This window comes from Streptomyces sp. NPDC020884 (assembly GCF_044333935.1).
In the GTDB taxonomy this organism is placed as follows: domain Bacteria; phylum Actinomycetota; class Actinomycetes; order Streptomycetales; family Streptomycetaceae; genus Streptomyces.
Window position 1 is genome coordinate 12,721 of sequence record NZ_JBIRRY010000015.1, and the last position, 22,872, is coordinate 35,592.

Here is a 22,872-nt window from a genome sequence, read left to right on the forward strand (position 1 = left end):
GCTTGCCATGCCCCGCCCGCCATGGGAGAGGATGGCCGCAACCGCACGAAGGGAAATAACGGTGAGCATCGATCCGTCCTCGATTCCTAATTTCGGGGGCCAGCCCGAACCGCAGGCGGCAGGACCGGAGGGCCCCGTCGTCCCTGACCAGGACCTCGTCAAGCAGCTCCTCGAGCAGATGGAGCTGAAGTACGTCGTCGACGACGAGGGCGACCTCGCGGCGCCGTGGGAAGAGTTCCGGACGTACTTCATGTTCCGGGGCGAGGACGAGCAGCAGGTCTTCTCGGTCCGTACGTTCTACGACCGCCCCCACGCGCTCGACCAGCGTCCCGTCCTCCTGGACGCCATCGACGACTGGAACCGCCGCACCCTGTGGCCCAAGGTCTACACCCACGCCCACGAGGGCGAGGAGGGCGAGGCGGGTTCCGTCCGGCTGATCGGTGAGGCGCAGATGCTCATCGGCACCGGCGTCAGCCTGGAGCACTTCGTCTCCTCGACGGTCAGCTGGGTGCGCGCCTCGATCGAGTTCGACAAGTGGCTCGTCGAGCGCCTCGGCATCCAGCCCGCCGAGGGCAAGACGGACGACGTGGAGCCCGAGGGCGCCTAGTCCCCCCCAGCGATGGGAACGGCCCGGGAGACGGTCAGCACGACCGTCTCCCGGGCCGTCGCCGTGTTCAGCCGAGCCGCCCCAGCCGCTCCACCGCCTCCTCCAGCACGTCGTCCCGCTTGCAGAAGGTGAAGCGGACCTGGCGCCGCCCCGCCTCCGGATCGTCGTAGAAGACCGAGTTCGGCACGGCCGCGACCCCGCAGCGCTCGGGGAGCGCGCGGCAGAAGGCGTACGCGTCCTCGTCGCCGAACGGGGCGATGTCGGTGGTGATGAAGTAGGTCCCCTGCGGCTCGTACACCTGGAACCCGGCGGCGCGCAGGCCCTTCGCCAGCAGGTCCCGCTTGCGGTGCATGCCCTCGCGGAACCCGGTGAAGAAGGCGTCGGGCAGGGCGAGCGCCTCGGCGATCGCGTACTGGAACGGGCCCCCGCTCACGAAGGTCAGATACTGCTTCGCCGAGCGCACGGCGGCCACCAGCGGCGCGGCCCCGGTGACCCAGCCGATCTTCCACCCGGTGTACGAGAACGTCTTCCCCGACGAGGAGATGGAGACCGTGCGCTCGCGCATCCCGGGGAGGGCGGCGATCGGGTGGTGCGCCCCCGTGAAGACCAGGTGCTCGTACACCTCGTCGGTGACCACCAGCAGGTCGTGTTCCACCGCGAGGGCCGCGATCGTGGCCAGTTCGTCGGCGGTGAGCACCGTGCCGGTCGGGTTGTGCGGGGTGTTCAGGAGCAGCAGGCGGGTGCGCGGGGTGATCAGGGTGCGCAGTTCGTCGAGGTCGGGGCGGAAGGCGGGCGCCCGGAGGGTCAGCGGGACGCGGGTCGCGCCCGCCATCGCGATGCAGGCGGCGTACGAGTCGTAGTACGGCTCGAACGCGATGACCTCGTCGCCCGGTTCGAGGAGGGCGAGCAGGGAGGCCGCGATCGCCTCGGTGGCGCCGGTGGTCACCAGGACCTCGGTCTCCGGCGACCAGGTCAGGCCGTAGAAGCGCTCCTGGTGGGCGGCGACGGCGTTGCGCAGCTCCGGGACGCCGGGGCCCGGCGGGTACTGGTTGCCGTGCCCGGCGCGCAGCGCCCGGACCGCCGCCTCCCGGATCTCCTCGGGGCCGTCGGTGTCGGGGAACCCCTGGCCGAGGTTGATGGAGCCGGTCCGCACGGCCAGCGCCGACATCTCGGCGAAGATCGTCGTGCCGAACGCGGCGAGGCGGCGGTTGAGCAGCGGTCGTCCCTGTGTCATGCGTGCCATCCTGTGCCGAAGCTCTGGAGTTGCTCAAGTCTGCTTTGGCATGCGGGGGCCGGGGGAATCCCCCTGTCACACAACAACGGGGAAGCGACGGGGGACCTCGCTTCGGGGGAAGAAGGGCGGGTGGGGAGCATGGGCGTCTTCATCACGGTAGTGATCGTCGTGTCCGTCGTCGTCGCACTGCTGATCGTGCTGCGAGGGGTCTTCGGCGGGGGCGGCTCGTCGAAGAAGGGCGCCGGACGCCGGCGCTCCGCGAGCGGGGCCTCGGCCGGGGGAGCCGGCGGAGGCTGGTGGGTGGGCGGCGCCGACTCCGGCGGGCATACCGGCGGCGATTCCGGCGGGCACTCCGGGGGCCATTCCTGCGGCGGCGGTTCGTCCTGCGGTGGCGGTTCGTCGTGTGGCGGCGGTGGCGGCTGCGGCGGAGGCGGCAGCTGACCGGGCCGCGGTCGGCCGGGCCGTGGCCCGGTCACCGACAGTGATCTGACACCGGGCGTCCGGAGGGTGAACTCCCTCCGGACGCCTTTTCGTTGAGCGACGCGGACGTTTTCGCTTGAACAATTGAACCGTGGGGCCCCCGGGGGGATGGAAACCACGGCAAGTTGGTCGAAAACGCTGTGAGTGCGGCGTACTTCGTGATTCCCTCATGGAAGAGAACATTCAGCCCTCGGACCCCAGTTGGACCAGATCGGGCGCCCCCTCCTCCCACGCGCAGTCGTCAGGGGGTGTCCCGCTGTCCAGGTGTCCATGCGTGTTTGCGGAGCCCACCCATGCTCACCACCCTCCAGACGGCCTATTCCGATACCCGCGCCGCCGACCTGGCCTGGATGCTGGGGCGGGAGCCGCTGCCCGCCCTGGCGGTCCTCGACCTCCGGCTCGACGGCGCCGAACTCCAGTTGAGGCTGCTCGGCGCCTCCCACCAGGTCCTCCTCCAGGAGGACCGCGGCGTCTGCTCCGAGACCGTGGCCTGTATGCCCGGCAGCAGCACCCCCCTGCCCCTCGGCGTCGCGAAGCGGCTCGGGGACTGGGAGTACGAATTCGCCGCCCGCGTCGAGACCCTGACCCAGGGGCAGTTCGCCGGGCGGGCGCAAGAACTGCTCGCACTCGTGAGCGACCACCCGCACGGCCTGGCGGGCACCTTCCCCGGCAGCCCGTACGCCTTCACCGCGATGCTCGCCCAGCGCATCGAGGGCCAGGTGCGGTGGCGCACCTGGCACGCGTACCCGCAGGAAGGGCAGTTGGTGGTGACCCGGACCAGAGTGGGGGTGCGGATTCCCGCGCCCGCGGCCTGAGTGGCCAGGGCACTTACACCCGTGTGGGTGACAAGCCGCGACGGTGCAGTGACGTAGCGTTCGCGTCATGATCGACCAGCAGATGTCGCTGCGAGGGGGCGCGGCAGCACTTCCCGTACGTCCGAGGACCGGCCGGTTCCTCGTGCTGGCCTCGGTCTTCGTCTGCGCCGCCTGCGGCCTCGTCTACGAGCTCGAACTGGTCGCGCTCGCCTCCTATCTGATCGGTGACTCGGTCACCCAGGCCTCCGTCGTGCTCTCCGTGATGGTCTTCGCGATGGGCATCGGCTCCCTTCTCGCGAAACGTTTGCGCTGCCATGCCGCCGTCGGTTTCGGGATGATCGAGGCGGCCCTCGCCCTGATCGGCGGATCCTCGGCGCTGGTGCTCTACGCCTCGTTCGCCTGGCTCGGCGAGTCGCAGTACGCCCTGGTCGGGTTCTCGCTGGCGATCGGGGTGCTGATCGGCGCGGAGATCCCGCTGCTGATGACGCTGATCCAGCGCGTCGACCGGCAGGACGCGGGCGGGGCCGTCGCCGACCTGTTCGCCGCCGACTACGTGGGCGCGCTGGTCGGCGGGCTGGCGTTCCCCTTCCTGCTGCTGCCGGCGCTGGGGCAGTTGACCGGCGCGCTGTTCACCGGCGTGGTCAATGCGGCGGCGGGCGGCGCGCTGGTGCTGTGGCTGTTCCGGCGCGATCTCAGCTCCCGCTCCCGGTGGCTCCTCGTCCTGGTCAACGTCCTGGTGATCGCGGTCCTGGCCACCGCCACGGTGCTGGTCGACGACTTCGAGCGGGCGGCGCGGCGGGCGGTGTACGGGGACCAGGTGCGGGTCGCCGTGCAGACCGGGGTGCAGGAGGTCGTCCTGACCGGCGCCGACCGCGATTCCCTCGACCTCTATCTGGACGGCCGGCTTCGGGTCAGCGCCCGCGACGAGTACCGCTACCACGAGGCGCTGGTCCACCCCGCGATGAACGGGCCCCGCGCCCGCGTGCTCATCCTGGGCGGCGGCGACGGACTCGCCGCCCGCGAGGTGCTGCGCTATCCGGACGTCCGCTCGGTCACCCTCGTCGAGCTGGACCCCGGCGTCACCCGACTGGCCCGCACCGACCCCGCCCTCTCCGAGCTGAACGGCCACGCCTACCGCGACCCGCGCCTCACTGCGGTCGGCGCGGACGCGTTCCCCTGGCTCCGGGCCGACCGCGGCCGCTACGACGTGGTGATCTGCGACCTTCCGGATCCGGGCATCACCGCCAGTACGAAGCTGTATTCCGCCGAGTTCTACGGGCTGGTCGCGGAGGCCCTCGCGCCGGACGGGCGGCTCGTGGTGCACGCCGGGCCGCTGGGGACCCGGCCGCAGACCTTCTGGACGGTGGAGGCCTCGGTGCGCGCGGGGGGCCTGGCGACCCGCCCGTACCGCGTCACCGGCCGGTACGCGGGCTTCGCCGCGAGCCCGGACCGCGGCGGCGGTGCGGGGGAGCGGGAGGACTGGGGCTTCCTCCTCGCCGGACCGGGCAGGCCGCCGCGGCCCGCGCTGGCCGTCGGAGGCCCCGTACCGCGCTCGCTGGGGGACCGGGAGCTGCGTGAGGGGGCGCGGGCCGCGGACGACGCCCGGCTGCCGGGACAGGTCCCCTCGACGCTGATCCATCCGCGGTACTGGGAAGACGCGTGAGGCCGCCGGTGCGCGGTCATCGGGCCCTCGGCGGGCCGAAGCGCTGACGCGCGGGCCGCGGCCGATTAGGCTCGGCTTCCATGGAGCATGAGGTGTTCGTTCCGGTTCCCGTACCGACCCTGCGGCGCGCGCTGGCCGATCCCGTCCGGGTCGCCCGCTGCGTTCCCGGCCTCCAGCGGGACGCCGACGCGTCGGCGTCGCCCCTGGCGGGCCGGCTGAAGCTCCGGGCCGGCGGCCACACCATCACCTACCGGGGCGAGCTGCGGTTCACCGGCCCGGAGGACGGCGGCGGTTCGGACGGGCAGCGCTACGCGGTGACCGGGAAGGGCGTGGAGGCCCGGGGCACCGGTACGGTCGAGCTGGCCCTGACCCTCGGCCTCAGCGAGGCGGACGGCGGGACGACGCTCCTCTACAGCGGTACGGCGAGCGGGGACGGCCGGCTGGTCGAGCTGGAGGAGGGCGCGGCCCTCGCGGCCGCCCACCGGCTCCTGGACCGCTTCACCCAGCAGCTGGTGACGGAGTCACTGGCCGCGCCGGCCGAGGACGAGAGCGGTGCGGCGGGGGACGAGGGCGGCGCGGTGGTCGCCGAAGGGCTTGAGGGCGACGAGGACGAGGGCCCTTCCGCCGAAGCCGAAGCCGCAGTCGCAGCCGAAGTCGAAGCTGATGTCGACGCCGAAGTTGACGCCGACGTCGATCTTGAGCGTGATCTTGATGCGGGGGGTGACTCCGGGTCCGTGTTCGACTCGCCGGTGCCTCCGCCCTCGCTCGACCCCGTCGCCGGTGTGGAGTTCACCGTTCCGGACGAACCGCCCGCCGAGGCCGCGCACGCCCGCCGCACCATGATCGGCCGCAGTGCCGAGGAGGTCGACCACGCGCCCCCGCGCGGCCGCTACGCCCCCGTGCCCTCCCCGGAGGCGGGCGGTGCGAGCACCGCCCTGCGGTGGGTCGCCCCGGCCGCCGCCCTCGCGCTCGCCTCCGCCGTCGTGCTGGGCCGGGCGTTGCGACGCCGGAGGCCCTGAGCCGCCAGTAGGGTCGTCGGGTGAGCAGCGAACAGAACGTCAGGCTGACCGTCGGCGACGCCGAGTTGATCGTCGACCCCGGGCACGGCTGCCGGATCAGCAGCCTGCGGATCGGGGACGCCGAACTGCTCCGGCAGGGCGATCGGTACGGCTGTTTCCCGATGGTGCCGTGGTGCGGGCGCACCGCGAACGGGCGGTTCCGCAACGGCGACGCGCTCCACGAACTGCCGCTGAACTCCCCGCCGCACGCCATCCACGGCACCGGCCGGGACACCTCCTGGCACACCGCCCACGCGGACGGGGGCCAGGCGTCGTTCTACTACGACCTCGCCGACCCCTGGCCCTACCCCGGCCGGGTGACGCAGACCTTCGAGCTGACCGCGGACGCGCTGACGCTCGGCCTCGCCGTCGAGACGTACGGCAACTCCTTCCCGGCCCAGGCCGGCTGGCACCCCTGGTTCAACCGCGACCTGGGCGGTCAAAACGCCGAGCTCTCCTTCGACGCCGACTGGCAGGAGGAGCGCGGCGCGGACCATCTGCCCACCGGCCGGCGCATCGATCCGTTGCCCGGACCGTGGGACGACTGCTTCGGCATGCCCGACGGCGTGGACGTGAAGCTCACCTGGCCGGAGCAGCTGGAGCTGACCGTGAAGAGCCGCAGTCCCTGGGTGGTCGTCTACGACGAGCAGGACGAGGCCGTCTGTGTGGAGCCGCAGTCCGGGCCGCCCAACGGGCTGAACACCGCGCCCCGGCTGGTGACCCCGATCGACCCGCTGGAGCTGACGACGACCTGGAGCTGGGTGCGGCTCTGAGCCGGTGCCCGGGAGTGGGCCGGTGCGGCACCGCTTACCCTCGTGGACATGACTGACGTACGCGCTGACCTGCTCCAGCAGATCAAGGACAAGGCCGTGGTGCACGGCAAGGTGACCCTCTCCTCGGGTCTGGAAGCCGACTGGTACATCGACCTGCGCCGCATCACGCTGGACGGCACGGCCGCGCCGCTGGTCGGCCAGGTCATGCTCGACGCCACCGCCGAGCTGGACTACGACTGCGTCGGCGGGCTGACGCTCGGCGCCGACCCGGTCGCCACCTCGATGCTGCACGCCTCCGCCGCCCGCGGTGAGAGCCTGGACGCGTTCGTCGTCCGCAAGGCGCAGAAGGCGCACGGGATGCAGCGCCGGATCGAGGGCGCCGAGGTGAAGGGCCGCCGCTGCCTGGTCGTCGAGGACACCTCGACCACGGGCGGTTCGCCGCTGACCGCCGTCGAAGCGGTGCGCGAGGCGGGCGGCGAGGTCGTCGCCGTCGCCGTGATCGTGGAACGCGGGGCTGCCCCGGCCATCGCCGAGGCCGGTCTGCCGTATGTCCACGTCTACTCGGTGGCCGATCTCGACCTGGGCTGAGCCCCGGGCGGACGGTTTCACGTGAAACCGGGTCCGCCGAGTGGAGCCGGATGAGGAGTCTGGGAAGATGGGGGCGACGATGACGTCGCCCCCAGGTCAGGGACTCAAAGCCTGCACACCCGCACATCCCAAGGAGCGGTCAGATGCCCATCGCAACCCCCGAGGCGTACGCCGAGATGCTCGACCGGGCAAAGGCGGGCAAGTTCGCCTACCCGGCCATCAACGTGACCTCGTCCCAGACCCTGCACGCCGCCCTGCGCGGCTTCGCGGAGGCCGAGAGCGACGGCATCGTCCAGATCTCCACCGGTGGTGCGGAGTTCCTGGGCGGCCAGCACAACAAGGACATGGTCACGGGCGCGGTCGCCCTGGCCGAGTTCGCGCACATCGTCGCCGCGAAGTACGACGTCACCGTCGCGCTGCACACCGACCACTGCCCCAAGGACAAGCTGGACGGTTACGTACGTCCGCTGCTCGACGTCTCCGCGGAGCGCGTCGCCAAGGGTCTGAACCCGCTGTTCCAGTCCCACATGTGGGACGGCTCGGCCGAGACCCTCGCCGACAACCTGGCCATCGGCCAGGAGCTGCTGGCCAAGGCCGCCGCCGCCAAGATCATCCTTGAGGTCGAGATCACCCCGACCGGCGGTGAGGAGGACGGCGTCACGCACGAGATCAACGACGAGCTGTACACCACCGTCGACGACGCGCTGCGCACCGCCGAGGCGCTCGGCCTGGGCGAGAAGGGCCGCTACCTGCTGGCCGCCTCCTTCGGCAACGTCCACGGCGTCTACAAGCCGGGCAACGTCGTGCTCCGTCCCGAGCTGCTGAAGGACCTTCAGTCGGGCGTCTCCGAGAAGTACGGCAAGCCGGCCGGCAGCCAGCCGTTCGACTTCGTCTTCCACGGCGGTTCGGGCTCCACCGCCGAGGAGATCGCCACCGCGCTGGAGAACGGCGTCGTGAAGATGAACCTCGACACCGACACCCAGTACGCCTTCACCCGCCCGGTCGTGGACCACATGTTCCGCAACTACGCCGGTGTCCTGAAGGTCGACGGCGAGGTCGGCGACAAGAAGACCTACGACCCCCGCACCTGGGGCAAGGCCGCCGAGGCCGGCATGGCCAAGCGCGTCACCGAGGCCTGCGCGAACCTGCGCTCCACCGGTACGAAGCTGAAGTAGCCACGACCGAGTACGGACGTACGGTCGCGGGCCCGGCCCTCCCTCAGGGGGCCGGGCCCGTTGCCGTGCCGAGAGCCGAGCAAGGAGAGCTTGTTGTGGGTGCGCCCTACGATTTCGACGCCGTCATCGACCGCCGGGGCACCTGGTGCGTCCAGTGGGACGGGGTCGCCGACCGGTTCGGGGTCGACGGCCTGCTGCCGTTCACCATCTCCGACATGGACTTCGCCACGGCCCCCGAGGTGCTCGCCGCGCTGCGGGCCCGGCTGGAGCACGGAGTGTTCGGCTACACCAGCTGGCAGCAGGACGACTTCCGGTCGGCGATCGCCCACTGGTACGCCACCCGGTACGGCACCACGATCGACACCGGGCAGCTCGTCTACGGGCCGTCCGTGCTCAACCAGCTCTCCCAGCTTCTCCAGATGTGGACGGGGGAGGGGGACGGCGTCGTCGTCCACACCCCCACGTACGACGGTTTCCGCAAGGCCGTCACCGGGCTCGGGCGCGAGCTGCGCGGGGTGCCGGTGGGGGACGAGGAGGCGCTGGAGCGTGAGCTGTCCCGGCCCGATGCGAAGGTCCTGGTGCTGTGCTCGCCCCACAACCCGACCGGGCGGGTGTGGACGGCCGATGAGCTGGCCCGGACGGCGGAGCTCGCGGAGCGGCACGGGGTCGCGGTGATCAGCGACGAGATCCACGCGGACTTCGTGCACGAGGAGTGGGCGGGGCGCGGCCATGTGCCGTGGACGCGGGTGGCGGGCGCGGGGCGCTGGGCGCTCATCACCTCCGGGTCGAAGGCGTTCAACTTTCCCGCGCTCACCGGTTCGTACGGGCTGATCGGCGATCCGGCCGACCGGGCGGAGTACCTGCGGCGGATGGAGACGGCGGAGGGGCTGGCGTCTCCGGCCGTGCTGTCGCTGACCGCGCACATCGCGGCGTACCGGGAGGGTGCGGCGTGGCTGGACGCGGTGCGGGCGTATGTGGCGGGGAACCTGGCGCTCGTCGCGGAGCGGCTGGGCCGGGCCTTCCCGGAGCTGGGGTGGACGCCGCCGCAGGCCGGGTACCTGGCGTGGATCGACCTGCGGCCGCTGGGGGTCGACGAGGGGGCGTTGCAGCGGGTGCTGGTGGAGCGGGAGGGGGTGGCGATCATGGGGGGTTCCGTGTACGGGGCGCCGGGGTTCGTCCGGCTGAACGTGGGGTGTCCTCGGGAGAAGGTTGTGCGGGGGGTTGAGGCGTTGGTGCGGGGGGTGGGGGCCGTGCGGTAGGGGGTCCGGGGGCGGGGCCCCCGGGGCCCCGTTGCGGGGGGGGGGGGGGGGGGGGCCGGGCCGGCCCGCCCCCGCGCCCGCCCCCCCCGCCCCCCCCCCCCCCCGGGGGGGGCGGCGGGGGGGGGGGGGGGCGGGGGCGGGGGGGGGGGGGGGGGGGGGGGGGGGGGGGGGGGCCCCCCCCCCCCCCCGGCCCCGTTGCGGGGGCTCTGCCCCCGGACCCCCGCTCCTCAATCGCCGGAGGGGCTTGAGAGGTGGGCCCGCTCCTCAATCGCCGGAGGGGCTTAAGAGGTGGGCCCGCTCAATCGCCGGAGGGGCTTGAGAGGCGGGCCTGCTCCTCATGCGCCGGACAGGCTGGTCGTGTCTCGCCGGAAAGGCTGGGCTGGGGCAAGCTGCTCTCATGGCTGTTGTCCCCGCGCCCGGGGAGATCCGGGTCGCTTCTTCCGTCGGGCGTTGGGTCGTTCTGACCACCGTGCTCGGCTCCAGCATGGCGATGCTGGACTCCACGGTCATCAACGTGGCGCTGCCCCGCATCGGCGAGGACCTCGGCACCGACCTGGCCGCGCTCCAGTGGACCGTCAACGCGTACATGCTCACGCTCGCCGGGCTGATCCTCCTCGGTGGGGCGCTCGGGGACCGGTACGGGCGGCGGCGGGTGTTCGTGGTGGGGGTGGTGTGGTTCGCGCTGGCCTCGTTGCTCTGCGGGATCGCGCCGGACGCGGGGGTCCTCATCGCGGCGCGGGCCCTTCAGGGGGTGGGCGGGGCGCTGCTCACACCGGGGTCGCTGGCGCTCATCCAGGCGAGCTTCCATCCGGACGACCGGGCCCGCGCGGTGGGCCTGTGGTCCGGGTTCGGCGGGGTCGGGGCGGCGGTCGGGCCGTTCGTGGGCGGCTGGCTCGTCGACGGGCCCGGGTGGCGGTGGGTGTTCCTGCTCAACCTGCCGCTCGCCGCGATCTGCGTACCCGTCGCCCTCCGGCACGTACCGGAGTCGCGGGATCCGGCGGCGCACGGCCGGTTCGACGTGCTGGGGGCCGCGCTCGGGGCGTTCGCGCTGGCCGGGGTGACGTATGCGCTGATCGAGGCCCCGGGGCGGGGCGCGTCGCCGCTGGTGATCGGGTCGGCGCTCGGCGGAGTGCTCCTCGGAGTGGCGTTCGTGCAGGTCGAGCGGCGGCGGGCGGATCCGATGCTGCCGCCGTCGATCTTCCGCTCCCGGCTGTTCACCTCGGTCAACCTGGTGACCTTCTGCGTCTACGCGGCCCTCGGCGGCTTCTTCTTCCTCTCCGCGATCCAGCTCCAGGTCGTCGCCGGGTACTCCGCGCTGGGGGCCGGTACCGCGCTGCTGCCGACCACGGTGCTCATGCTGCTCTTCTCCGCGTCGGCCGGGGAGCTGGGGCGGCGGATCGGGCCCCGCATCCCCCTCACCGTGGGGCCGCTGCTGGCCGCCGCCGGGATGCTCCTGATGCTGCGGGTGGGGCCCGGCACCCCGTCCGTCGGTTCGTACGTCAGTGAGGTGCTGCCCGCCGTGCTGGTGCTCGGGGCCGGTCTCGTCGTGGTCGTCGCCCCGCTCACCGCGACGGTCCTGGCCGCCGTGGACGCCGGGCGGGCCGGGCTGGCCAGCGGCATCAACAACGCGGCCGCGCGGGCCGCCGGCCTCATCGCGGTGGCCGCCCTGCCGCTGCTCGCCGGGATGGGGCCCGAGGCGTACCGGGACGCGGGCGAGTTCGCCTCGACCTTCCGGCGGGCGATGCCGATGTGCGCCGGGCTGCTGGTGGCGGGCGCGGTCATCGCCTGGTGGACGGTGCGCCGCCCGGCCGCCGCCGCCCGGGGCGAGCGGCCCGAGTGCGCGGTGCACTGCGGGGTCGTCGCCCCACCGCTGGAGCCGGAGCGCCGGCCGGGCGCCGAGCGGTGACGTACGCGTCCGGCCGGGCCCCGCGGCCCGTGTGAACGGGCTGTGCCGCGAGCCCGGGGTGTGGTGCGGCCGGGCCGTCGTGGCAGGCACACTTGAGCCATGTCCATCCACGAGAACCTGCTCGGGGGCCCCGCCCCGACCCACCTCCCCGACGATCCCGAGCCGCGCGAGCTGCTCGCCGCCGGCACCCCGCCCGCCGAGGTCGCCGCGAAGTACCCCACCTCCTCGCTCGCCTGGGCGCAGCTCGCCGACGAGGCGTACGAGGGCGGCCGGGTCGTCGAGTCGTACGCGTACGCCCGCACCGGTTACCACCGCGGCCTCGACTCCCTGCGCCGGGCCGGCTGGAAGGGCCACGGCCCCGTCCCGTTCGAGCACGAGCCGAACCGCGGCTTCCTGCGCGCCCTGCACGCCCTGGCGCGGGCCGCCGGGTCGATCGGGGAGACCGAGGAGCACGAGCGCTGCTCGACGTTCCTGCGGGACTCCTCGCCGACCGCCGCCGACATCCTGAGCTGACTTCCCGGCCCCTCCCCGCCCCGGTGCGCCGGGCGGGGAGGCGCGGAGGCCCTCGCTCCGGACCCGGCTCCCTGATTCCGGCCCGGTCCGAACGAAGGCTCTAGTATGCGAGGCAGGGGACCGGAGCCCATCACCTCATGGAAGGGGCGGACCGCTACCCGGAAGCTCGTGTCGAGGAGACAGCGATGTCGACGAATCACCCCGGCCCCGAAGCCACCGGTGCGGACACCCCGCACCTGGACTTCGCGGGAACGACCCCGTACGAGGACTATGTCCAGGCGGACGTCCTGACCCACCTCCAGCACCTGCGCTCGGACGATCCCGGCGAGATGGTCTTCCTGGTCACCACCCAGGTCATGGAGCTGTGGTTCACGGTCATCGTCCATGAGTGGGAGACCGCGACCCGCGCCCTGCGCGAGGACCGCATACCCGTCGCGCGCGATGCCCTGAAGCGTTCGCTGCGTGAGCTGGAGGCGCTCAACGAGTCCTGGCGGCCGCTGGCCGGACTCACCCCCGCCCAGTTCAACTCCTACCGGGGATCCCTCGGCGAGGGATCCGGATTCCAGTCCGCCATGTACCGGCGGATGGAGTTCCTGCTCGGCGACAAGTCCGCCTCGATGCTGGTGCCGCACCGGGGCGCGCCCCGCGTGTACGCCGAGCTGGAGAAGGCGCTCGGCGAGCCCAGCCTGTACGACGAGACCCTCGCCCTGCTCGCCCGGCGCGGATACGCCGTTCCCGAGGCGGTCACCGGCCGGGACCTGACCCAGCGGTACGTGCCGTCGCCCGAGGTCGAGGCCGTGTGGGCGGAGATCTACGCCTCCGACGACCAGAACGACGAGCTGGTACGTCTCGGCGAGGTGCTCACCGACGTCGGTGAGCTCGTCTGGCGCTGGCGCAACGACCACCTCGTCGCCACCCGGCGCGCGATGGGCTCCAAGACCGGCACCGGCGGCTCCGCCGGGGTGGCCTGGCTGGAGAAGCGCGCCACGAAGAACGTGTTCCCGGAGCTGTGGACGGCGCGCAGCCATGTCTGAGACCACCCGCGACGACCTTGTCGAGCGGGCGCTGAAGCTCGACGCCGCCGACCCGCTCGCCGACCGGCGGGGGCTGTTCGCCCTCGACGAGGGGGTCTACCTCGACGGCAACTCGCTGGGCGCGCTGCCCGTCCACGTCCCCGCCCGGGTACGGGACGTCCTCACCCGGCAGTGGGGCGAGCTGCGCATCCGGTCCTGGGACGAGAGCGGCTGGTGGACCGCGCCCGAGCGGATCGGTGACCGGATCGCCCCGCTCGTCGGGGCCTCCCCGGGGCAGATCGTCGTCGGTGACTCGACGAGCGTGAACGTCTTCAAGGCCGTCGTCGCCGCGAGCCGGCTCGCGGGCGGGGGACGTGACGAGATCCTGGTTGACGCGACGACCTTTCCCACGGACGGGTACATCGCCTCCTCCGCCGCCCGGCTGACCGGTCACCGGATCGTGCCCGTCGCACCGGCCGACGTCCCGGCCGCGCTCGGCCCGCGTACCGCCGCCGTGCTGCTCAACCATGTCGACTACCGCTCCGGCCGGCTGCACGACCTGCCCGGACTGACCGCCGCCGTCCACGCGGCGGGCGCGGTCGCGGTCTGGGACCTCTGCCACAGTGCCGGCGCGCTGCCGGTCGGGCTGGACGAGCACGGGGTGGACCTGGCGGTCGGCTGCACCTACAAGTACCTGAACGGCGGCCCCGGTTCGCCCGCGTTCCTGTACGTCGCCGAACGCCACCAGGACGCCTTCGACTCACCGCTGCCGGGCTGGAACTCGCACGCCGACCCGTTCGGGATGACCCCCGACTACGCCCCGGGGGAGGGTCCCGTACGGGGCCGGGTCGGCACGCCCGACATCGTCTCCATGCTGACGCTGGAAGCGGCGCTGGACGTGTGGGAGGGGGTGTCCGTCGACCTGGTGCGGGCCAAGTCCCTCGCGCTGACGGACTTCTTCCTGGAGTGCGTCGAGGCCTACGTGCCGCAGGGTCGGGTCGTCCCCGTCACCCCGGCCGCGCACGCGGAGCGCGGCAGTCAGGTCGCCCTGCGCTGCGAGGACGCGGAGCCCGTGATGCGCCGGCTGATCGAGCGGGGCGTCGTCGGCGACCTGCGGCGGCCGGACGTGCTGCGGTTCGGCTTCACCCCGTTGTACGTGGGATTCGCCGACGTGGAACGGGCGGCGCGGATCCTCGCCGAGGTGCTCGCCGGGGAACCCGCTTCCTGACAGTTCGTCAACAGGGGTTCGGGCGGGCGGGGACGGTGCCGAGTGCTGGTACCGTCCCCGCAGGTCAACCCAGTTGGGACAGAGCACAGGCATAGGCCACGGGCAGAGGACGGTTGAGCACCATGTCGGATTCCCCGGGTTCCCCGGATTCTGCCGCGCGTGATCGGGACGCGGTCGAGAGCGCATCGGCGTTCGCCCATCCCGCCGTCGCCCCCGACCGGTCCGCCGCCTACGGGGACCACCCCGACCAGGTCGTCGACTTCTACGCGCCGCGCGACGGCCGCACCGGCGCCCCGCTCGTCGTCCTCCTGCACGGCGGCGCCTGGCGGGCCCCGTACGACCGGGCCCATGTCTCCCCGCTCGCGGACTTCCTGGCCCGCCGGGGCTTCGCCGTGGCGAGCGTGGAGTACCGGCGCGGCGGTGACGACATCCCGCAGCAGCGCGGCGGCGAGGAGGGCGCCCGGCCGGCCGGTGCGGGCCCCGTCGCGGGGCGCTGGCCGGAGACCCTCGACGACGTGGCCGCGGCCCTGGACGCCCTGCCCGCGCTGGCCGCCCGTGAGCTGCCGGGGGCCGATGTGCGGCGGATCGTGGTCACCGGGCACTCGGCGGGCGGGCACCTCGCCCTGTGGGCGGCGGCGCGGCACGTCCTGCCCGAGGGCTCGCCGTGGCGGCTGCCCGCCCCGCCGCCGCTGCGCGGGGTCGTCGCGCTCGCCCCGATCGCGGACTTCGGCACGGCGATCGAGCTGGGGGTGTGCGACGGTGCGGTCGCCCAACTCCTGGGCGGCGAAGGCGACGTCGGGGAACGGGCGGCACAGGCCGACCCCGGGGTGCTGCTGCCGACCGGCATCGCCACCGCGATCGTGCAGGGCGTCGAGGACATCGTCGTCCCGCAGGCCGTCTCCGAGGCGTACGTCGACGCCGCGGCCAAGTCCGGCGAGACGGTCGGGCTGACGCTGCTCGGCGGCGTCGGGCACTTCCCGCTGATCGATCCGGCCGCCGACGCCTGCGCGGTCGTGGCCGAGGAGATCACCCAGCTCGCCTGGTGAACCCCCGCCCCCCGGGGTGCCGGTCCCCGCGGGCCCGGTTGCGGACGGAAGGTGTCCGCAAGGGTCTCTACGTTGGTTCTGTTGCCGCTCACACGGAGTCGGAACCGACGAAGGAGACCCTCATGACGATCCTGGTGACCGGAGCCACGGGAACGGTCGGCCGCCGCGTGGTCGAGCAGCTGCTGGAGCGCGGCGAGCGGGTCCGGGCCCTGACCCGGGACCCGGCGCGGGCCGAGTTCCCGGCCGGGGTCGACGTCGTCCGCGGTGACCTCACGGACCCGGCGTCGCTGGTCCCGGCGCTGGACGGGGTGACCGGGCTGCACCTCATCACCTTCGGCGGAGCGTACTTCGCCCCGCTGGAGACCGGCCCGGAGATCCTCGCCCTGGCCGGGAAGGCGGGCGTACGCCGGGTGACCGTCCTGCACGGCGGCGAGGGCACCCCGATGGAGACGGCCGTGCGCGCGAGCGAGCTCGCCTGGACCGTCGTGATGCCGGTGGAGTTCATGGCGAACGCCCTGGAGTGGGCGCCCGGCATCACGGGCGAGGGCGTGGTGCGCGAGCCGTTCGTCGGCCGGCTGAGCGCGATGGTCCACGAGGCGGACATCGGGGCGGTGGCCGCCGCGGCCCTCACCGAGGACGGCCACGGCGGCCGGGCCTACCTGGTCACCGGCCCGCAGGTGCTGACCGTCGGCGACAGGACGGCGGCCATCGCGGCGGCGCGGGGCGCGGCCGTGGAGCTGGTCGAGCTGACCGAGGAGCAGGCGCTGGAGACCTGGCGGGGCCGGGGCATGCCGGAGGACGTGATCGCGTTCCTGATCGACGTCTACCGGAACACCCCGCCGGAGGGCCGGACCGTGACCGACACGGTGGAGAAGGTCACCGGGCGTCCGGCGCGGACCTTCGCGCAGTGGGCCGGGGAGCACGCGGACCACTTCCGCGCGGGGGCCTGAGCGACGCCCTCGCCCGGGGGCCCGACCGGGCCCCCGCCAGGGGTTTTCCGGTCCCCGGGGCGGCACGGCGGAGGCGGGTAGTCCTTGAGGCGGATACGCCGGAATCCGTAGTGATGCTGACGACCCGCCGTCCGCCGCCGCCTACCGTGGAGGCGTGACCGAGACCCAGACAAAGACCAGTGGCCCGGAGTTCCGGGCAGCCGCAGGGGCGTTGGACGGCCTGCGGGAGGACCTCTTCCGCCAGGTGCTCGCCTACCGGCCCCTGCCGCCGCTGAACCCCGACGGACGGCTCGTCCGGCGGCTGCCCGAGGGGATGCGCCGGGTCGTCGTCTGGACCCCGCACGCCCTGGTGCTGTTCGCCGCCTTCCTCGTGATGATGGCCGGCTTCGCCGAGTGGCGGTTCCGCCTGCTGATGGGCCTGGTGCCCGCGATCGCGGTGGCGATGACCCTCGTCCGGCCGGTCGCCGCGTTCTGGGGCTCGATGCTGGCGACCGTCCTCTGCGGGGTCCTGGGCAACGACGGGCTGTGGGGGCCGAGCGCCTTCGCGGCGCAGGTGGTGGTCATGGTGGTGGTGGCCGCCCGCACCCGGCCCCGTACGGCCGCCTGGATGTGGCTGCTGACCCTGCTGTTCGGGATGATGCTGGAGGGCGGCGACCCGTCCATCACGGCACCCCTGGCGACGCTCTCCGCCTTCGCGCTGCTCGTCGTCGCCGTGGTCCAGATCCGGCGCGACGCCGAGCACGAGGTCACCGTGCAGCGCACCGTCACCGCCGTCGAGCGCGACCGGCGCACCCTGCTGGAGGAGCGCACCACCATCGCCCGGGAGCTGCACGACGTGGTGGCCCACCACATGTCGGTCGTCGCGATCCAGGCCGAGGCCGCCCCCTACCGGGTCGAGAACCCGCCGCCCGAGCTGGAGCAGGCCTTCGTCACCATCCGGGAGAACGCCGTGGCCGCCCTCACCGAGCTGCGCCGCGTCCTCGGGGTCGTACGGGCGGAGGACTACGAGGCCCCGGACGCCCCGCAGCCCACCCTCGCCGCCCTCGACGGGCTCCTGGACAACGTCCGCGAGACGGGTCTGGAGACCGAGAAGGTGATCACCGGGGCCGTCCGCGAGCTGCCGCAGGGCGTCGAGCTGTCGGCGTACCGGATAGTCCAGGAGGCCCTGAGCAACAGCCTGCGGCACGCGCCGGGCGCCTCCGCCCGGGTCGAGCTCGGCTATGTCCTCGGCGGGCTGGGGCTGCGGGTGGTCAACGGACCCCCACGGGGCCTGGTCAAGCCCTCGCCCGGGGCCGGGCACGGGATCACCGGGATGCGGGAGCGCGTCGCGATGCTGAACGGCGAGATGACGGCCGGCACGACGGCGGACGGCGGGTACGAGATCGCCGTCTTCCTGCCCGTGCCGCCGTCCCAGGAGCCGGAGGCACGGGACGCGGCGGCCGGCGCCGAGACGGCCGTCATCGAACGGGACGGCAGCGCATGAGCGACACCGACATCCGGGTCCTGATCGTCGACGACCAGATGATGGTCCGCGAGGGCTTCTCGGTCCTGCTCAACGCGATGCCGGGGATCACCGTGGTGGGAGAGGCGGTGGACGGGCGGCAGGCCCTCGCCCAGGTCGCCGCCCTGCGCCCGGACGTCGTCCTGATGGACATCCGCATGCCGGAGATGAACGGCATCGAGGCGACCCGCGAGATCGTCGCGCAGGACGCCGACGCGAAGGTGCTGGTGCTGACGACCTTCGACCTCGACGAGTACGTCTACCAGGCGCTGCGGGCCGGGGCCTCGGGCTTCCTCCTCAAGGACGCCTCCGCCCGGCAGCTCGCCGACGGGGTACGGGTGGTGGCCTCGGGCGAGGCGCTGCTCGCCCCGACGGTGACCCGGCGGCTGATCACCGAGTTCTCCAAGCTCGCGGAGACCCCGCGCCCGCCCGCCCTGGCCCGGATCGGCGATCTCACCGAGCGCGAGACGGAGGTGCTCGTCCTGATCGCGCAGGGGCTCTCCAACGCGGAGATCGCCTCGCACCTGATCGTCGCCGAGTCCACGATCAAGACGCATGTGAGCCGCATCCTGGTGAAGCTGGGGCTGCGCGACCGGACCCAGGCGGCGGTGTTCGCGTACGAGGCGCGGCTGGTCACGCCGGGGTAGGGGATCCCCGGCGGCGCGGTCGGGCGGCGTACGCGCACAGCTTCGCCGCACCCCTTGCGGCGCGGGCGGACACGGGTAGCGTCGGGTCATGCACGTGTCCTTCGACCCCTGGTCGCCCGCGTTCGTCGCCGATCCCTACCCCGCCTACGCCGCGCTGCGCGCCACCGGCCGGGCGCACTGGTTCGAGCCGACGGGGCAGTGGCTGATCCCGCACCACTCCGACGTCTCGGCCCTGCTGCGCGACCGGCGGCTGGGCCGTACGTATCTGCACCGCTTCAGCCACGAGGAGTTCGGCCGCACCCCGCCGCCCGCCGCGCACGAGCCGTTCACCACGCTCAACGGGCAGGGCATCCTCGATCTGGAGGCCCCCGACCATCCCCGGATCCGGCGGCTGATCTCCAAGGCGTTCACCCCGCGCACGGTCGAGGGCCTCGCCCCGACCGTCCGGCGGCTGGCGGCCGAGCTGGTCGACGCCTTCGTGGCCAAGGGCGGCGGCGATCTCCTCGCGGAGGTCGCGGAACCGCTGCCGGTCGCCGTGATCGCGGAGATGCTGGGCGTCCCGGAGGCGGACCGGGGCCTGCTGCGGCCCTGGTCGGCGGCGATCTGCGGGATGTTCGAGCTGAACCCCTCCGAGGCCACGGCGGAGGCCGCCGTCCGTGCCTCCGTCGAGTTCTCCGGGTATCTGCGCGGGCTCATCGCCGAGCGGCGCGCGCACCCCGGAGCGGACCTGGTCTCGGCCCTGATCGCCGCCCACGACGAGGGCGAGCGGCTGACCGAGCAGGAGATGATCTCGACCTGTGTGCTGCTGCTGAACGCGGGCCACGAGGCGACGGTGAACACCACGGTCAACGGCTGGCGCACGCTCTTCCACCACCCGGAGCAGCTGGCCGCCCTGCGCGCCGACCCCGGGCTGCTGCCCGGCGCGATCGAGGAGGTCCTGCGCTACGACACCCCGTTGCAGATGTTCGAGCGGTGGGTGCTGGACGACATCGAGATCGACGGCCAGGTGATCGGCCGGGGTGCGGAGGTGGCGCTGCTGTTCGGCTCGGCCAACCGGGACCCGGAGCGGTTCGCGCGGCCGGACACGCTGGACCTGGCCCGGCCGGACAACCCGCACGTCACCTTCGGCGCGGGCATCCACTTCTGCCTGGGCGCCCCGCTGGCCCGGCTGGAGCTGGCCGCCTCCTTCGGGGAGCTGCTCCGCAAGGCGCCCGCGCTGCGGATGACGGCCGAGCCGGAGTGGCAGCCGGGGTATGTCATCCGGGGGCTGAAGGAGCTGCGGGCGGAGGTGTAGGGGCCGCGACTGCGGGTCTCAGCAGGGCTGCCGGCCGGAGCACTCCGGCCTCGGCGGGCCCTCCAGCGCGTCGAGGCCGTATCCGGTCGCGGCGAGCACCGCCACGGCCGCGACGAGGCCGAGCGCCCACCGCCACCGGCCGCGGACCAGGGACAGGACGGCCAGCGCCGCCGCGATCCCGCCGAGGACCATGAGGGGCAGGCCGAACCAGACCACGTCCCAGTTCGTGGCCCCCTCGAAGCCGTCGACGAGGCCGTCCTTGCCGTAGGGGGCCCAGAGCGCGATGCCGGCGAGGGCGCCGGTGAAGGCGGTCAGGCAGCCGGCCGTTCCGAGGAGGGCTTCGCGCCGCGGGTTCTGGGTGTCCATGCCCGGGGGGACGCGGCGGGGTGCGGGCGCGGTTCCGGGGGGCCCGCCCGGAGCCTCGCGCCCCGGGAGGAGGGCGTCACGTCAGCGGGTAGGACGACCTGCCGGACACCTCGTCGATCTCCCCGTGCGCCTTGGTCAGCAGTTTCATGGCCAGCTCGTTGAGCGCCCTGGCCCCCGCGATCTCCTCGCCGACCCGCTGTTGGTCGGAGTCGGAGGGATGGCGGCTCGCGTAGCCGTGGGCGCGTATCTCCGTTCCGTCGGAGAGGCGGACGAGGGCCGCCGCGCGGGTGCGGTGGGTGTCCTCCTCGAAGGCGAGGTCGATGTGCCATCCGACAGCGATTCTGGTCATGACGAACACCTCCGGGACGTTCCGGGCGTCTGTTACCAGCGTGCGCCCGCCGCCCCGTCCGCGCTCGCCGGGCCCGGCAGCATCAGCCCCCAGGCGCCCGCCCGGACCGTCCAGGTCCGGGTGCGCACCGGCCCCCCGGTCTGTATGTCCGCCCGGTAGCGGAAGTCCGCGCCGGAGACCGTGACGGCCTTGGCCTCCGCCGTGACGTCCTCGCCCGCTGCGGTGCGCACGACGACGTCGGCCAGGCCGCCGCCGCCCTGGGAGGTCACCGAGATGCCCCGCACCGGCGTGTCCAGGTCGCTCAGGAGCACCCCGTCCGCCTCGATGCGCAGGCGGTGCGTGCCCGGGTGCGCGGCGGCGGCGACCGGGGCCGGGCGGACCAGGGACGTCATCAGCGAGCGGCAGGTGTCCCAGACGGCCGTGACGCCCGATTGCGGTCCGGCGCCGGGCGGCTGCACCGGGGCGGGGATGCGCAGGCGGCCCAGGACGACGCCGTCGCTGTCGTCGACCAGGAGGTCCAGCCGGCGCGCGGCGCCGTCCAGCGCGGTCCGTGCCGCGGCCACCGCGCCCCGGGGGACGCCGAGGGCGTGGGCCACCTCCAGGGCGTGCGCCGCGCCCACGGGGATCAGGGAGAGGACGCCATCGGCCAGCTCCCTCTCACGGTGCAGCTGGGCCACCGCGCGCAGCAGTGCGTGATCGTCGCCGACCACCACGGGCCGGCGCGAACCCCGCCGGGACAGGGCCCGCGCGAACTCCTCGGGGGTGTCCGGAAGGCAGATCTTGGCGTGCGAACCGGCGCTCAGCACGTCCTTGGCGATACGGACGGACTCGCCGTCGGTCCGGCGGGCGACCGGGTCGATGACCACCAGGAGCTGGTCGTCGCCGTCGCCGGGGGGCTCTGCAGCCGACACCTCGGTCCTTCCTCGGGTAGCATCTTGGTGCAAGAGCCCCTTGCGCTATTGCGCCAGGGGCTTCGTCTATTCCGGGGCACCCGGTTCGACGGCTCAGGCTTTGCCGTACATCGTCGTGCGGCAGGTACGACCTTTACGTACGCCCCCTGACCTTGGACATGCCCCGCCCGGAAGGGGTGTACGCCTGTGCCCGCACTTGTGCTGCTCGGTGCTCAGTGGGGTGACGAGGGCAAGGGGAAGGCCACCGACCTCCTCGGTGGATCCGTGGACTATGTGGTGCGTTACCAAGGCGGCAACAACGCCGGTCACACGGTCGTCGTAGGCGACCAGAAGTACGCACTGCATCTCCTCCCGTCCGGAATCCTGTCGCCGGGGTGTACCCCGGTCATCGGGAACGGTGTCGTGGTCGACCCGGCGGTCCTGCTCTCCGAGCTGAGCGGTCTGAACGAGCGAGGCGTCGACACGTCCAAGCTTCTGATCAGCGGCAACGCTCATTTGATCACTCCGTACAACGTCACGCTCGACAAGGTGACCGAGCGCTTCCTGGGGAAGCGCAAGATCGGCACGACGGGCCGGGGCATCGGTCCGACGTACGCCGACAAGATCAACCGGGTGGGGATCCGCGTCCAGGACCTCTACGACGAGTCGATCCTGGAGCAGAAGGTGGAGGCGGCCCTGGAGCAGAAGAACCAGCTCCTGGCCAAGGTCTTCAACCGGCGGGCCATCGAGGCCGGCAAGGTCGTCGAGGACATGCTCCAGTACGCGGAGCAGATCAAGCCGTTCGTCGCCGACACGACCTTGATCCTGAACGATGCCATCGACGAGGGCAAGGTCGTCCTCTTCGAGGGCGGCCAGGGCACCCTGCTCGACGTCGACCACGGCACGTATCCCTTCGTCACCTCGTCGAACCCGACCGCGGGCGGCGCCTGCACCGGCGCCGGCGTCGGCCCGACGAAGATCAGCCGCGTCATCGGCATCCTCAAGGCCTATACGACGCGGGTCGGGGCCGGTCCGTTCCCCACCGAGCTCCACGACGAGGACGGCGAGGCGCTGCGGCGCATCGGCGGCGAGCGCGGTGTCACCACCGGCCGTGACCGTCGCTGCGGCTGGTTCGACGCCCCGATCGCGCGGTATGCGACCCGGGTCAACGGCCTGACCGACTTCTTCCTCACCAAGCTCGACGTCCTCACCGGCTGGGAGCAGATCCCGGTCTGCGTGGCGTACGAGATCGACGGCAAGCGCGTCGAGGAACTCCCGTACAACCAGACCGACTTCCACCACGCGAAGCCGATCTACGAGAACCTCCCGGGCTGGTCCGAGGACATCACCAAGGCCAAGACCTTCGACGACCTGCCGAAGAACGCGAAGGCGTACGTGAAGGCCCTGGAAGAGATGTCGGGCGCACCGATCTCCGCGATCGGCGTCGGCCCCGGCCGGACCGAGACCATCGAGATCAACTCGTTCCTGTAGACAGCAGCTGTCCGTGGGGCCCGGGA

General features: G+C 73.0%; 23 protein-coding genes. 19 read left to right on the top strand and 4 right to left on the bottom strand.

The window, feature by feature from the left end; translation table 11 throughout:
- Positions 1–61 precede the first annotated feature (61 nt).
- Positions 62–607, top strand: coding sequence for a YbjN domain-containing protein (locus tag ACH4UK_RS35135; RefSeq protein ID WP_398363046.1), 546 nt, complete (start codon positions 62–64; stop codon positions 605–607).
- A gap of 67 nt (positions 608–674) precedes the next feature.
- On the opposite strand, the gene ACH4UK_RS35140 is transcribed toward ACH4UK_RS35135, so the two are convergent.
- Positions 675–1,841, bottom strand: coding sequence for a pyridoxal phosphate-dependent aminotransferase (locus ACH4UK_RS35140; protein WP_398363048.1), 1,167 nt, complete (start codon positions 1,839–1,841; stop codon positions 675–677).
- Between the two features lie 138 nt (positions 1,842–1,979).
- Here ACH4UK_RS35140 and ACH4UK_RS35145 point away from each other — a divergent pair, with 138 nt between their 5' ends.
- From ACH4UK_RS35145 to ACH4UK_RS35225, 17 genes are all read left to right on the top strand, one after another.
- On the top strand, positions 1,980–2,282 hold the full coding sequence (locus tag ACH4UK_RS35145; RefSeq protein WP_398363049.1) for a hypothetical protein: 303 nt from the start codon (positions 1,980–1,982) through the stop codon (positions 2,280–2,282).
- Positions 2,283–2,614: 332 nt separating this feature from the next.
- Positions 2,615–3,136 (top strand): DUF2617 family protein, encoded by a 522-nt coding sequence (locus tag ACH4UK_RS35150; RefSeq protein ID WP_398363051.1) that lies wholly within the window; start codon positions 2,615–2,617, stop codon positions 3,134–3,136.
- A gap of 67 nt (positions 3,137–3,203) precedes the next feature.
- Positions 3,204–4,799 (top strand): polyamine aminopropyltransferase, encoded by a 1,596-nt coding sequence (locus ACH4UK_RS35155; protein WP_398363052.1) that lies wholly within the window; start codon positions 3,204–3,206, stop codon positions 4,797–4,799.
- 80 nt (positions 4,800–4,879) lie between these two features.
- Positions 4,880–5,818, top strand: coding sequence for an SRPBCC domain-containing protein (locus tag ACH4UK_RS35160; protein WP_398363054.1), 939 nt, complete (start codon positions 4,880–4,882; stop codon positions 5,816–5,818).
- A gap of 20 nt (positions 5,819–5,838) precedes the next feature.
- Positions 5,839–6,630, top strand: coding sequence for an aldose 1-epimerase (locus tag ACH4UK_RS35165; RefSeq protein WP_398363056.1), 792 nt, complete (start codon positions 5,839–5,841; stop codon positions 6,628–6,630).
- A 48-nt stretch (positions 6,631–6,678) separates the two neighbouring features.
- Positions 6,679–7,218 carry an orotate phosphoribosyltransferase gene (gene pyrE / locus ACH4UK_RS35170; protein ID WP_398363057.1) on the top strand — a complete coding sequence of 180 codons (540 nt, stop codon included), beginning with the start codon at positions 6,679–6,681 and terminating at the stop codon, positions 7,216–7,218.
- A 143-nt stretch (positions 7,219–7,361) separates the two neighbouring features.
- Positions 7,362–8,393, top strand: a complete 1,032-nt coding sequence (gene fbaA, locus ACH4UK_RS35175) for a class II fructose-bisphosphate aldolase (protein WP_398363059.1) — start codon at positions 7,362–7,364, stop codon at positions 8,391–8,393.
- Positions 8,394–8,488: 95 nt separating this feature from the next.
- A complete protein-coding gene (locus tag ACH4UK_RS35180; RefSeq protein ID WP_398363061.1) occupies positions 8,489–9,652 on the top strand; it encodes a MalY/PatB family protein in 1,164 nt (387 codons plus the stop codon).
- A gap of 397 nt (positions 9,653–10,049) precedes the next feature.
- Complete coding sequence (locus ACH4UK_RS35185) at positions 10,050–11,558, top strand: DHA2 family efflux MFS transporter permease subunit (protein ID WP_398363062.1); 1,509 nt, start codon at positions 10,050–10,052, stop codon at positions 11,556–11,558.
- Between the two features lie 99 nt (positions 11,559–11,657).
- Complete coding sequence (locus ACH4UK_RS35190; protein ID WP_398363064.1) at positions 11,658–12,071, top strand: DUF3151 domain-containing protein; 414 nt, start codon at positions 11,658–11,660, stop codon at positions 12,069–12,071.
- Positions 12,072–12,256: 185 nt separating this feature from the next.
- Positions 12,257–13,105, top strand: a complete 849-nt coding sequence (locus ACH4UK_RS35195) for a tryptophan 2,3-dioxygenase family protein (RefSeq protein ID WP_398363066.1) — start codon at positions 12,257–12,259, stop codon at positions 13,103–13,105.
- On the top strand, positions 13,098–14,312 hold the full coding sequence (gene kynU / locus ACH4UK_RS35200; RefSeq protein WP_398363068.1) for a kynureninase: 1,215 nt from the start codon (positions 13,098–13,100) through the stop codon (positions 14,310–14,312). Before ACH4UK_RS35195 ends, kynU begins: the two co-directional genes overlap by 8 nt.
- Positions 14,313–14,434: 122 nt before the next feature.
- Positions 14,435–15,358, top strand: a complete 924-nt coding sequence (locus ACH4UK_RS35205) for an alpha/beta hydrolase family protein (protein WP_398363069.1) — start codon at positions 14,435–14,437, stop codon at positions 15,356–15,358.
- A 122-nt stretch (positions 15,359–15,480) separates the two neighbouring features.
- A complete protein-coding gene (locus ACH4UK_RS35210) occupies positions 15,481–16,308 on the top strand; it encodes an NAD(P)H-binding protein (protein WP_398363071.1) in 828 nt (275 codons plus the stop codon).
- Positions 16,309–16,462: 154 nt separating this feature from the next.
- Entirely contained in the window at positions 16,463–17,791 is a 1,329-nt protein-coding gene (locus tag ACH4UK_RS35215) for a sensor histidine kinase (RefSeq protein WP_398363073.1), read from the top strand.
- On the top strand, positions 17,788–18,456 hold the full coding sequence (locus tag ACH4UK_RS35220) for a response regulator (RefSeq protein WP_398363075.1): 669 nt from the start codon (positions 17,788–17,790) through the stop codon (positions 18,454–18,456). The genes ACH4UK_RS35215 and ACH4UK_RS35220 overlap by 4 nt, the downstream gene beginning before the upstream one ends.
- A gap of 88 nt (positions 18,457–18,544) precedes the next feature.
- Complete coding sequence (locus ACH4UK_RS35225; protein ID WP_398363077.1) at positions 18,545–19,750, top strand: cytochrome P450; 1,206 nt, start codon at positions 18,545–18,547, stop codon at positions 19,748–19,750.
- 18 nt (positions 19,751–19,768) lie between these two features.
- Here the strand turns inward: ACH4UK_RS35225 and ACH4UK_RS35230 are convergent, their stop codons facing one another.
- From ACH4UK_RS35230 to ACH4UK_RS35240, 3 genes are all read right to left on the bottom strand, one after another.
- The gene (locus tag ACH4UK_RS35230; protein WP_398363079.1) at positions 19,769–20,116 is read right to left on the bottom strand and encodes a hypothetical protein; all 348 of its coding nucleotides are present in this window, start codon (positions 20,114–20,116) and stop codon (positions 19,769–19,771) included.
- Between the two features lie 76 nt (positions 20,117–20,192).
- Positions 20,193–20,465 (bottom strand): DUF1876 domain-containing protein, encoded by a 273-nt coding sequence (locus ACH4UK_RS35235; protein WP_398363081.1) that lies wholly within the window; start codon positions 20,463–20,465, stop codon positions 20,193–20,195.
- 32 nt (positions 20,466–20,497) lie between these two features.
- Complete coding sequence (locus ACH4UK_RS35240) at positions 20,498–21,376, bottom strand: diacylglycerol kinase (protein ID WP_398363082.1); 879 nt, start codon at positions 21,374–21,376, stop codon at positions 20,498–20,500.
- Between the two features lie 186 nt (positions 21,377–21,562).
- Here ACH4UK_RS35240 and ACH4UK_RS35245 point away from each other — a divergent pair, with 186 nt between their 5' ends.
- The gene (locus tag ACH4UK_RS35245; protein ID WP_205084861.1) at positions 21,563–22,846 is read left to right on the top strand and encodes an adenylosuccinate synthase; all 1,284 of its coding nucleotides are present in this window, start codon (positions 21,563–21,565) and stop codon (positions 22,844–22,846) included.
- Positions 22,847–22,872: the final 26 nt, after the last annotated feature.

Excerpts from the sequence above, each read along its gene's own strand:
- ACH4UK_RS35230 (WP_398363079.1), bottom strand. The coding sequence starts at position 20,116 with ATGGACACCCAGAACCCGCGGCGCGAAGCCCTCCTCGGAACGGCCGGC.
- ACH4UK_RS35185 (WP_398363062.1), top strand. The coding sequence starts at position 10,050 with ATGGCTGTTGTCCCCGCGCCCGGGGAGATCCGGGTCGCTTCTTCCGTC.
- ACH4UK_RS35140 (WP_398363048.1), bottom strand. The coding sequence starts at position 1,841 with ATGACACAGGGACGACCGCTGCTCAACCGCCGCCTCGCCGCGTTCGGC.
- fbaA (WP_398363059.1), top strand. The coding sequence starts at position 7,362 with ATGCCCATCGCAACCCCCGAGGCGTACGCCGAGATGCTCGACCGGGCA.
- ACH4UK_RS35225 (WP_398363077.1), top strand. The coding sequence starts at position 18,545 with ATGCACGTGTCCTTCGACCCCTGGTCGCCCGCGTTCGTCGCCGATCCC.
- ACH4UK_RS35220 (WP_398363075.1), top strand. The coding sequence starts at position 17,788 with ATGAGCGACACCGACATCCGGGTCCTGATCGTCGACGACCAGATGATG.
- ACH4UK_RS35150 (WP_398363051.1), top strand. The coding sequence starts at position 2,615 with ATGCTCACCACCCTCCAGACGGCCTATTCCGATACCCGCGCCGCCGAC.
- ACH4UK_RS35145 (WP_398363049.1), top strand. The coding sequence starts at position 1,980 with ATGGGCGTCTTCATCACGGTAGTGATCGTCGTGTCCGTCGTCGTCGCA.
- ACH4UK_RS35210 (WP_398363071.1), top strand. The coding sequence starts at position 15,481 with ATGACGATCCTGGTGACCGGAGCCACGGGAACGGTCGGCCGCCGCGTG.
- ACH4UK_RS35155 (WP_398363052.1), top strand. The coding sequence starts at position 3,204 with ATGATCGACCAGCAGATGTCGCTGCGAGGGGGCGCGGCAGCACTTCCC.
- ACH4UK_RS35160 (WP_398363054.1), top strand. The coding sequence starts at position 4,880 with ATGGAGCATGAGGTGTTCGTTCCGGTTCCCGTACCGACCCTGCGGCGC.
- ACH4UK_RS35205 (WP_398363069.1), top strand. The coding sequence starts at position 14,435 with ATGTCGGATTCCCCGGGTTCCCCGGATTCTGCCGCGCGTGATCGGGAC.
- ACH4UK_RS35235 (WP_398363081.1), bottom strand. The coding sequence starts at position 20,465 with ATGACCAGAATCGCTGTCGGATGGCACATCGACCTCGCCTTCGAGGAG.
- ACH4UK_RS35190 (WP_398363064.1), top strand. The coding sequence starts at position 11,658 with ATGTCCATCCACGAGAACCTGCTCGGGGGCCCCGCCCCGACCCACCTC.
- ACH4UK_RS35195 (WP_398363066.1), top strand. The coding sequence starts at position 12,257 with ATGTCGACGAATCACCCCGGCCCCGAAGCCACCGGTGCGGACACCCCG.
- kynU (WP_398363068.1), top strand. The coding sequence starts at position 13,098 with ATGTCTGAGACCACCCGCGACGACCTTGTCGAGCGGGCGCTGAAGCTC.
- pyrE (WP_398363057.1), top strand. The coding sequence starts at position 6,679 with ATGACTGACGTACGCGCTGACCTGCTCCAGCAGATCAAGGACAAGGCC.